General features: G+C 37.7%; 7 protein-coding genes and 3 pseudogenes. 6 read left to right on the plus strand and 4 right to left on the minus strand.

The genetic code is table 11. The features are described 5' to 3' along the window. The first annotated feature begins 284 nt into the window (after positions 1 to 284). The 5 genes and pseudogenes from ACFILN_RS04870 to ACFILN_RS04890 all read left to right on the plus strand — a co-directional run bounded on the left by ACFILN_RS04870 (position 285) and on the right by ACFILN_RS04890 (position 4009). Positions 285 to 677, plus strand: coding sequence for a Fur family transcriptional regulator (locus ACFILN_RS04870; protein WP_375670996.1), 393 nt, complete (start codon positions 285 to 287; stop codon positions 675 to 677). 173 nt (positions 678 to 850) lie between these two features. Next, positions 851 to 1009 (plus strand): annotated as a pseudogene (locus ACFILN_RS04875) (HlyD family secretion protein); the annotation flags it as partial. Then, a pseudogene (locus tag ACFILN_RS04880) lies at positions 1006 to 1149 on the plus strand (transcriptional repressor); the annotation flags it as partial. The pseudogenes ACFILN_RS04875 and ACFILN_RS04880, both read left to right, overlap by 4 nt. A gap of 173 nt (positions 1150 to 1322) precedes the next feature. Beyond that, positions 1323 to 2417: an HlyD family secretion protein gene (locus ACFILN_RS04885; protein ID WP_375631506.1), complete on the plus strand. Its 1095-nt coding sequence runs from the start codon at positions 1323 to 1325 to the stop codon at positions 2415 to 2417. 20 nt (positions 2418 to 2437) lie between these two features. Then, positions 2438 to 4009 carry a DHA2 family efflux MFS transporter permease subunit gene (locus ACFILN_RS04890; protein WP_273791457.1) on the plus strand — a complete coding sequence of 524 codons (1572 nt, stop codon included), beginning with the start codon at positions 2438 to 2440 and terminating at the stop codon, positions 4007 to 4009. A gap of 1144 nt (positions 4010 to 5153) precedes the next feature. Here the strand turns inward: ACFILN_RS04890 and ACFILN_RS04895 are convergent. From ACFILN_RS04895 to ACFILN_RS04905, 3 genes are all read right to left on the minus strand, one after another. Continuing rightward, complete coding sequence (locus ACFILN_RS04895; RefSeq protein WP_273791458.1) at positions 5154 to 5738, minus strand: GNAT family N-acetyltransferase; 585 nt, start codon at positions 5736 to 5738, stop codon at positions 5154 to 5156. 74 nt (positions 5739 to 5812) lie between these two features. Beyond that, positions 5813 to 6946 (minus strand): type III PLP-dependent enzyme, encoded by a 1134-nt coding sequence (locus tag ACFILN_RS04900; protein WP_273791459.1) that lies wholly within the window; start codon positions 6944 to 6946, stop codon positions 5813 to 5815. A gap of 1241 nt (positions 6947 to 8187) precedes the next feature. Continuing rightward, the gene (locus tag ACFILN_RS04905; protein ID WP_273791460.1) at positions 8188 to 9105 is read right to left on the minus strand and encodes a rhodanese-related sulfurtransferase; all 918 of its coding nucleotides are present in this window, start codon (positions 9103 to 9105) and stop codon (positions 8188 to 8190) included. A 115-nt stretch (positions 9106 to 9220) separates the two neighbouring features. On the opposite strand from ACFILN_RS04905, the gene eda reads away from it, so the two are divergent. Beyond that, entirely contained in the window at positions 9221 to 9886 is a 666-nt protein-coding gene (gene eda, locus ACFILN_RS04910) for a bifunctional 4-hydroxy-2-oxoglutarate aldolase/2-dehydro-3-deoxy-phosphogluconate aldolase (RefSeq protein WP_273791461.1), read from the plus strand. On the opposite strand, the pseudogene ACFILN_RS04915 reads toward eda, so the two are convergent. After that, positions 9865 to 10078: pseudogene (locus ACFILN_RS04915) on the minus strand (ferredoxin--NADP reductase); the annotation flags it as partial. The gene eda and the pseudogene ACFILN_RS04915 overlap by 22 nt on opposite strands.

Raw genomic sequence — 10078 nt, forward strand, 5'->3', positions numbered from 1 at the left:
TTTTTTTAAATAAAATAACCCAAACATTTCCAATAAAATATTGTAACAAAAAATCCTATTTCAAGACATTATTGGAAAAATAAGAAGCGTATAAAAGTTTCTTGCTGGATAGCAGCGGCTTTCAGATTATAATACCCCTCCCCTCACAACGGTTGCAACTTTTCTTACATATCGCAATGATGTCATGTAAAAGGCTAAAGATTAGAGTACATATTCTATAATCACCATTGCATAAATATCTTACACGCTTTATGCTTTTCCATGGGAGCAAAAGGAAGATGTCAATGTCATCTAAACTGACGCGTAACCAAACATTGGTTTTAAATACTTTAAAAAATGCAAAAGGGCCTTTAAGTGCTTATGCGATTCTCAATAACTTACGCGAAGAAGGTTTTCGCGCACCTCTCCAAGTTTATCGTGCGTTAGAAAAACTCGTACAGTTAAAGTGTATTCATCGTCTTGAAAGTGTAAATGCCTTTATGGTCTGTTTACACCCTGAAAACTGTCAACATGAACTTACAACGTTTATAATTTGCGAAAACTGTGGCACAGTCAACGAAATACAAAATCAAACGATTGTATCAAGTTTAAAACAGATGGTTCAAGCGGTTGACTTCCAAGCACACAAAAGCACCCTAGAAGTACGAGGTCTTTGTAAAAAATGCGCAATAAAATAAGACATCTAACTTGAAAATAAGATCTCTAACTTGCAAGTTTATATATTTAGTATTATGTAGCAGGGATCGCCTTATTGTTGGAAAAGCTCTTATCGTCCGTGCATATATCACCCTACCCTAGAGTGAGAGGCTTATTATACTCGTTAGAACATAAATATTGAAAGTATAAAATCATGTCCGTATCTGAGATCATTTTTTCAACAAAAAATCTCGATAAAATGAAACGAAAAAAAGTAATCAAGGCTCCTCTTATAGTCTTTGCGCTTTTTGTACTTTGGTTTAGCTATAAGTGGACGACGCAATGGTGTTATATGCTGTCCACTGAAGATGCCTAAACTGTGGCACAGTCAACGAAATACAAAATCAAACGATTGTATCAAGTTTAAAACAGATGGTTCAAGCGGTTGGCTTCCAAGCACACAAAAGCACCCTAGAAGTACGAGGTCTTTGTAAAAAATGCGCAATAAAATAAGACATCTAACTTGGAAATAAGATCTCTAACTTGCAAGTTTATATATTTAGCATTATGTAGCAGGAATCGCCTTATTGTTGGAAAAGCTCTTATCGTCCGTGCATATATCACCCTACCCTAGAGTGAGAGGCTTATTATACTCGTTAGAACATAAATATTGAAAGTATAAAATCATGTCCGTATCTGAGACCATTTTTTCAACAAAAAATCTCGATAAAACGAAACGAAAAAAAGTAATCAAGGCTCTTCTTATCGTCTTTGCGCTTTTTGTACTTTGGTTTAGCTATAAGTGGACGACGCAATGGCGTTATATGCTGTCCACTGAAGATGCCTATGTGCAAGGAGATATAGCCGCTATTGCGACTAAATTAAATGGGTATATTGAAAAAATTGCCATTAAAGCCAACCAAGTTGTAAAAAAGGACGATGTTTTATTTTACCTAGACAATGGTGATTATAAAATAGCCTTGGATCAAACAGAAGCGCATCTTAACACACAGAAAAAAACACTTCTACGCATTGATGCGCAAATCACAGCCGCTCGTAGTTCTTTAGATGATGCAAAAGCACAAAAAGCAGCCGCTTCAGCCATAGCAACCAATGCACAACTCACCTTAAAACGTGTAACAGAACTGAAAGCCAATCGTTATGCTCCTCAATCCAATGTTGATGATGCCAAATCCGCTTATGAACAAGCCATTGCGAATGTTAACAGAGCGGATGCAAAAATGGCTTCAGCACGTGCAAATATCCGAGTGCTAGAAGCACAACGAAGTGAAACAGAAAGCGAAACAAAGAGTTTAGAGCTCTCGCGTAAAAAAGCACAACGTGATCTTGATTCGACCATTATACGAGCGCCATTTGATGGAGTTATAGGAAATTTAACAGCAAAAACGGGAGATTTTGTTGTAAATGGCCAACGTCTTGCGGCGTTAGTCCCCATACATGCACTTTATATTGAAGCAAACTATAAAGAAACACAGCTACAAGACATTCATACCGGACAAAAAGCTTATATTTCTGTTGATGCCTTCGAAGATGATGTTTTTACAGGAACAGTGCTTTCTATTTCGCCCGCAACAGGCGCTGTTTTTTCTCTTCTGCCTCCACAAAATGCTACCGGTAACTTTACAAAGATTGTCCAGCGCATTCCCGTACGTATTTCTATTCCAGAAGAAGTCTTAAAAACCGGACATATCCGAGCAGGAATGAGTGTTTCAGTGAAAATTGATACACGTACAAAGCCACAAGATAAAAGTCTCTTATAAAAAAAGTAGAAGATCTTACTATGACATCTTCCATACCAGAGCTCATACAGTCTCAAGAACGCATAGGAATGCGCAAAATTGTAGTTTTTATTGCTATGTCTTTTGGCATGTTTATGGCAATCTTAGATATCCAAATCGTTTCCTCTTCTTTAGCTGAAATTCAAGCGGGTCTTACAGCAAGCTCTGAAGAAATTTCATGGGTTCAAACTTCCTATCTCATCGCTGAAGTCATCATGTTGCCGCTTTCTGGATTTTTAGGAAGATTGCTTTCAACACGTGTTTTCTTCACCATATCAGCGATCGGGTTTACGATTACTTCTGTTCTTTGTGCAACAGCAACATCTATTGGAGAGATGATTTTGTATCGCGCACTACAAGGTTTTATTGGTGGAGGAATTATCCCAAGCGTTTTTGTCGCCTCTTATGTTCTTTTTCCTCCTTCCAAACGCCCAATTGTTACCCCTATTGTTGGACTAGTAGCAACATTGGCCCCCACCATTGGTCCAACCGTGGGAGGCTATATTTGTCATCTCTCATCATGGCATTGGCTCTTTCTCATCAATGTACCCTGCGGGATTATCATCTCAATTCTCGCTTGGAAATTAATTGATTTTGATAAAGCTGATCCCTCTTTAATGAAGAAGTTTGATTGGTTAGGATTCATTTCTATGGCTACTTTCTTGGGAACTTTAGAGTATATTCTAGAAGAAGGAGCACGTCATGATTGGCTGAGTGATACGCTGATTCGGGATTTGTTCATTACTATGATTCTTGCTGCAGCCTTATTCTTCTGGCGTGCTTTTACAGTAAAAGAACCCATTGTAGATCTCTCTACTTTTTCTAATTTTAATTTTTCAGCTGCATCCATTTTTTCCTTTTCATTGGGAATAGGCCTTTATGGACTCACGTACCTTTATCCTGTCTATTTAAGCCAAATCCGCCACTTTGATGCCCTCATGATTGGAGAAACATTGTTTCTTTCAGGATTCGTCATGTTATTAACTGCCCCGCTTGCTGGATTTCTTTCAGCACGAATGGATGCACGTTTAATGATGGCAATAGGACTTTTTGGTTTTGCAATAGGTATTTGGATGGCGAGCTCTATCACAGATAACTGGGATTTTTGGCAGCTTTTTTGGCCGCAAGTTTTCCGTGGTGCTTCTGTAATGTTATGTATGGTTCCTATTAATAATATTGCCTTGGGAACACTCCCACCAGAACGGATGCAAAATGCTTCCGGACTCTTTAATCTCACCCGGAATCTAGGTGGGGCTGTAGGGCTTGCCATTATCAACACTCTCATAACAAAACGCACAGACTTCCATCATGAACGAATAGCCGAAACTCTTAACTACGCAAACAGACAAGCAACTGAAATGCTTTCAAATCTTACTGTATTATTCAAAACAGAAACCTTTGATTCCTATACTCTGGCTCTTTCTCAATTGTTTGGTATGGTACGCATACAAGCAACCATTATGGCTATTAGTGATATTTTCTTTATCATAACCATCATTTTTGGTGTTTTGACATTTATGACCATGTTTCTCAAAAAAATACCACCTCTCATGGATTCACCACCAAATCACTAAACTTAATTAAAATTGAGAAATATTTTTTATCCTTATCACTTTGCTCGTTTCCTATGCACTTTATCTTGTCTCAAGAGACAGTATAAATAAACATATGATTCTAAATGATTCTTCTGATAAAAATTCTTTTAATGCGGGCTCTTTCCGCACTTAAAAACAACTTCTCGCATACAAAAATTGTTCTAGATGATAATAAACAAAGAGCTTATCTAAAGTGCTCCACACCATAAAGATAAAGCAGCCATTTCTATAAGATTTTTGATTTATCACCATAGGGTAAAAAACATTAAATCTCTCATCTATCTACCCCCTTTTTACGCTACTATCCTCATAAAAACTATTTTGTTAAGATTCTGTGCCCTTCACTCTTTTGATTCTTACAAGAATATTCATAAAAGATTTATGATTCTTGTGATTTTTATTCACGCACATATTTCTCTTATAATGTGTAGGATAACGTTTTTTTTTTGATTCTGAATGCAAAATTTTACATGAGAAAATCATTTTGTATTTGATACTCTCATGCCAATTGCAAAACGATTTACCTTTATAGCAAAAAAGTAATGATATATTTTTTTCAAAAAAGCTGCTTTTAAACATGTAATTTTATTTTTTTACACTCTTTAAAAAAAGCTGATACTTACAATTTTGATTCTACTGCTACATATTTTTCTTTCTTAAGCCCCTTCTCTTTCAACAAGAGCTGAAATGGTATAAAATTTCTCAAAATATCTCTCTATTGAATCAATCAAAACCATTCCCTTGCACATAAAAAGCAAAGAAATAAAAACTGTTTAAGAAAAAAGTAAAATATCCAACCGTTTTGATGCAAGATTTATCAACGATATTGAAAACTGGAAAACTGTATGATGATAGCGACTTTAAAAGAACACAAGACAACTCAAAAATCCGGTTCCTTCAGTATTATAAAATAAGACACTATTTCAAAAAATGAGCTTAAAATATATTCTTACTCACTTAACTGAAATTATCAAAAATAAGAAACCAGCCCCATAAAGAAAAAGCCATATAATAAAATCGCAATACAACTCCCCAAAACTTTGTACCGCTAAATACCTTGGCACTGTCAAAACGGTATGCTCTTCTCAATGGCAGCTGCTGAAAAACGAAATAAACACTATCTTCAAGCGACTTTATGATGCTGAAAACGATTTGAAACTTCTCGTTCTCCACTAGGAACCAAAGTGCCATAACACCCAGAAAGATAATGTGGTATCAGTTCCAACGCTTGAAAGCGATGTTTTTCGTAAGGACCAGGCATTGCCAAATTTTCTGTTAAACTATTTGAAAAGCCAAAACGTTGATAAAATTCAAAATCCCCTACCAGCAAAATGGCGCCATATCCCAATTTTTTTGCTGTTTCAATTGCATGTCGGACTAAAATTGATCCTATTCCCATACCAGCACATTCAGACGCAACAGCCAAGGGGCCTAAAAGTAAAGCATGTTGTGTTTCATTTTTTTCTTTAGAAAAAGAAACATGCCAAAGACGGACACTTCCCACAAGCTCTCCAAGCACATTTTTAACCACAAAAGAGAGCCCTTGAGCAGCCAAACGACCACGACGTAAAACCTCTGATGATTTACGTTTACGTCCATACCCCATCATTGAATCAAGCAAATTTTCTCGATAAGGCTTATCGGCTTCTTGCTCCAATAAAAGTGTAAAACATGCCCCATCTTTTGTTTGAAAATTAATCATGTTCATCTCTATAACCGCCCTCTTACAGCGCCATGACGAGCATAGCAAAAAATCTAAAAAACTATAGTTAAAAGGAAATGTCAGATCACATATGATCGTAAAGGCTCAAAACCATTAAAAGCAACCGATGCGTAAGTTGTTGTGTAAGCACCCGTTCCATGAATCAATATTTCATCTCCTATCGTTAGGGATAGAGGAAGCGGATAAGGTGTTTTTTCATAGAGAACATCTGCCGAATCGCATGTCGGTCCAGCCAAAATACAAGGCTCCATCACCTTATCATCATGAGGTGTCTCAATAGGATAACGAATGGCTTCATCCATAGTCTCAGCAAGACCATTAAATTTCCCAATATCAAGATAAACCCATCGTACATTATCGTTATCAGCTTTTTTAGATATTAGAACAACTTCTGTACGAATAACACCAGCATTGCCAACCATCGCACGTCCTGGCTCAATAATCGTCTCAGGGATACGATTACCAAAATGCTTTTTCAATGAATCAAAAACTGCTGTACCATAAGCTTGTTCTGTAGGGACATCTTTCAAATAACGCGTTGGAAAACCGCCCCCCATATTCACCAACCTTAGTGAAATGCCTTCTTGTTCCAAACGCTTAAACACTGTAGAAGCATCCGATAAAGCACGATCCCACGCACTCAAATCAACCTGCTGAGATCCAACATGAAAAGAAACACCATAGGCTTGCAAACCCAATTGGTGTGCCCGTCTTAGAACATCAACCGCCATATCTGGAACACAACCAAATTTGCGTGACAATGGCCACTCTGCACCTTTGCCATCGGTAAGAACACGGCAAAAAACACGTGCTCCTGGAGCAACACGCGCAATTTTTTCCACTTCTTCAACACAATCAACAGCATAAAGTGAAACTCCCAATGCATATGCTCGTGCAATATCACGCTCTTTTTTAATCGTATTTCCAAAAGAAATACGCTCTGACGTTGCTCCTGCTTTTAAAGCCATTTCAATTTCTGCAACAGAAGCCGCATCAAAAGAAGATCCTAAAGAACTTAGCAAACGCAAGATTTCAGGAGCTGGATTTGCCTTTATTGCGTAAAAAATACGAGACTGCGGCAGAGCTTTTTCAAAATTTAAATAGTTATCACGAACAACATCAAGGTCAACAATTAAGCATGGACCTTCAGAACGATGTGTTGCAAGAAAATCGCGAATACGTTGCGTTGCCATCTGCAATTCTCCTTGAGGGAACGCTCCCCCACTCTATGCTTAGACAGCCAAAGCTGCCAAAAGCTAAAGGACAAAAAACACACAACAACCATCCCCATTCTGATTACAAAAAACCAGAAATTAGCATTGCATGCTGCGAAAGAACAGCGCGAAACCGCGTTATTCTATTTTATATGCCTTTTTGATTGGAGTTGAGAAAACCACTTCCGCACTGAAGGCAATGAGGTGTGCCTCTATAGTTATCCCAGCATTTAAAAGCTGGAAGACACCAGAAAGGCCCGCACCGTCGTTGCTTCAAGATGTCCTCATTCTTGCAATTGGCTGTAAGAATGACTGGAGCGGTTAGTTCCAGGTACCGTACCGGTTAATCTCACCATTTGAGAACCAGCGGACACCCACAGGCACGTGCGACTTTGGGCAAGGCATCCTATAAAACGAATTCTTTCTCATTTCAATCATTTTTTTAATTTTAAACATTTTTTAATTCTTAAAGATAAAATGATGCGAAAAAACAACACTCTCCCCCACCAAACAAGGTCATTCATCCACTTTCATGGGATCACTCCCCTCATGTAAAACAGAATACCCCAAACGGAATATAGTTGGGTTGTATCTTCACGTACTTTCTTTAAAGAAACATTTCTTAAAGTGCTCGAGCCAACTTCACACCAGCGCCCATAAATGATAGAATAGTACCCCCAATAAAATAATATAAAATCTATTGAACCCACTATTTTTAGGCTTCATAAAAGAGCAAGCTGATCATCATCACACACTAAGCCCCCAATGTTGTGACAGCCCTTGACATTTGAGACGATTAATAAGAGGCACGTCCTTCTTGTATTGTTTTACTCCACGTGACTTTCCCCGCTTGTAACGTGGAAGAGATATGGTTTTTATTGATTCAACCATAGAAACAGGCTTGGAATGAGAGAATCCTGACGATATTTAGATCTCTTATTCAAGATGTAAATAGCCAATTATTATAAATCAATGTGCTAAATTGTTCGTAAATGACTTTTCTATTTTAAAATGAAAAGTATTTGAAATACTCAATCCTATAAAGTCAAAGAAAGTAAACAATCTATAATGATTACTTATAAGTCAAATAATTTAACATAAACAAAAAGACCGAATAATATCCGGTCTTATAAAATATTTTTCTACTAATATTAAAAAACTCTTCTCTCTTAAATTTAAGAGAAAAACGCTACAATTTAAAGCCCTACACTGCGATATCCTTATGTCCCTTGATGAGAATCAATTGCACGCAACTTCAACAATTGAAACTGCCTATGGCGCTCACGAAAGCGCTCTCTATCGGCTTCACTACGCGTGTTATAACAAGCATCACAGGAAACACCTTCCTCATAATGAGGCGATAGTTTGCTTTCAGCATTAAGAGGAGAACGACACGCGCGACATAATTCGCGTCCACATTCTTCAAGACCATGATGAACAGAAACACGCTCATCAAAAACAAAACACTCACCCCACCATAAACTTTTCTCTTTTGGAATTTTTTCTAAATATTTGAGAATACCTCCTTTTAGATGGTAGACTTGCTCATAACCAAGATCACGAACATAAGCTGTTGATTTTTCACACCGAATACCACCTGTACAAAACATGGCAATTTTCTTTTTTTTCTTTAACTCAGCCTCATGTTTACGCACCCATTCAGGAAATTCGCGAAATGTTTTAATCTGCGGATCAATCGCTCCTTGAAAACTCCCTATTGCATATTCATAATCATTACGCGTATCGATCAAAATTGTCTCTTCATCTTGAATAAGAGCATTCCAATCTTCAGGATCCACATACGTACCAACAACTTTTAGCGGATCAACCCCTTCAACCCCCATTGTTACAATCTCTTTTTTCAACCGCACTTTCATGCGATGAAAAGGCATTTTTGATGCCCATGAATATTTAATCTCCGGCGTTTGAAACGCTGGTTCAGCCATAATAAAGTCCACCAATGCCTCAATTGCCGCACAAGAACCAGCAACTGTTCCATTAATTCCCTCTTGTGCTAAAAGCAGAGTGCCTTTGATATCCTTTGCTTGACATAATTCCTGCAAAGGTTTTTGTAATTGATGATAATGTTTCAAATCTGCAAAGCAATAAAGTGCAGCAACTTTAAAATTCTTTTCCATGTGTTTTGCCATAACGCGCGTTTCATTCAATTTCAAGATTTATTCATGTACTCTTTAACATATTGTGCTTAATCAAACGATACAAACAATATCATCTCCAAGAAGAAAAAATATCATGTGCCAAAAAAGAGAAAAGCTTTTATTATATCTCCAAGGACAAACTGTTATACCTGTTTTGCTCATTGACAATCTACAAAGTGCTGTACCCTTAACACGCGCTCTTGTCAAAGGTGGATTAAAAACAATTGAGATCACCTTGCGAACACCAAATGCCCTCAAAGCAATTCAGAAAATTACACAAGAAGTCCCTGAAGCAATTGTTGGAGCCGGCACAATTCTCAACACAACACATTACGAAAAAGCCGAACAAGCTGGAGCCAAGTTTATTGTAAGCCCCGGATTATCCAATGAACTAATCAATTGTGCAAAAAATAGTGAAATTCCCCTTCTTCCCGCTGCAATGACCCCAAGTGAACTCATGCAAGCATTAAACAAAGGCTATTCATATCTTAAATTTTTCCCTGCTGAAGCTGCTGGAGGTATTTCCTTCATTGAAGCTTTAGCATCTCCCTTCTCTGATATCCGGTTTTGCCCAACAGGCGGTATTACACAAAAAAGTGCAACACAATGGCTCCAACTGCCCAATGTCTTCTGCGTTGGTGGTTCTTGGATAGCGCCCCAACAACTCATTGCAATAAGTGATTGGGATTCGATTACTGCATTAGCATATACTGCATCACAACTTCCCTCTCCCTCAAAAAAAGCTCTTTCTACAATATAATATAAAGTGCAAGAATATCAGCCCCTTCAACAAGACCAAAGCTTTCACACATCCTTACGCAATCTTTTAACATTGCCATGGAACCACAAATCATCACCCGATCTTCATCAGGATGAATTTTGGGGAGTGCTATTGTTTCAAAAAAGCTCCCACTCTCCATAACAGTCGTAATACGCCCCATATGCTCAGAAA

The organism is Bartonella sp. CL434QHHD (genome assembly GCF_042195145.1).
In the GTDB taxonomy this organism is placed as follows: domain Bacteria; phylum Pseudomonadota; class Alphaproteobacteria; order Rhizobiales; family Rhizobiaceae; genus Bartonella.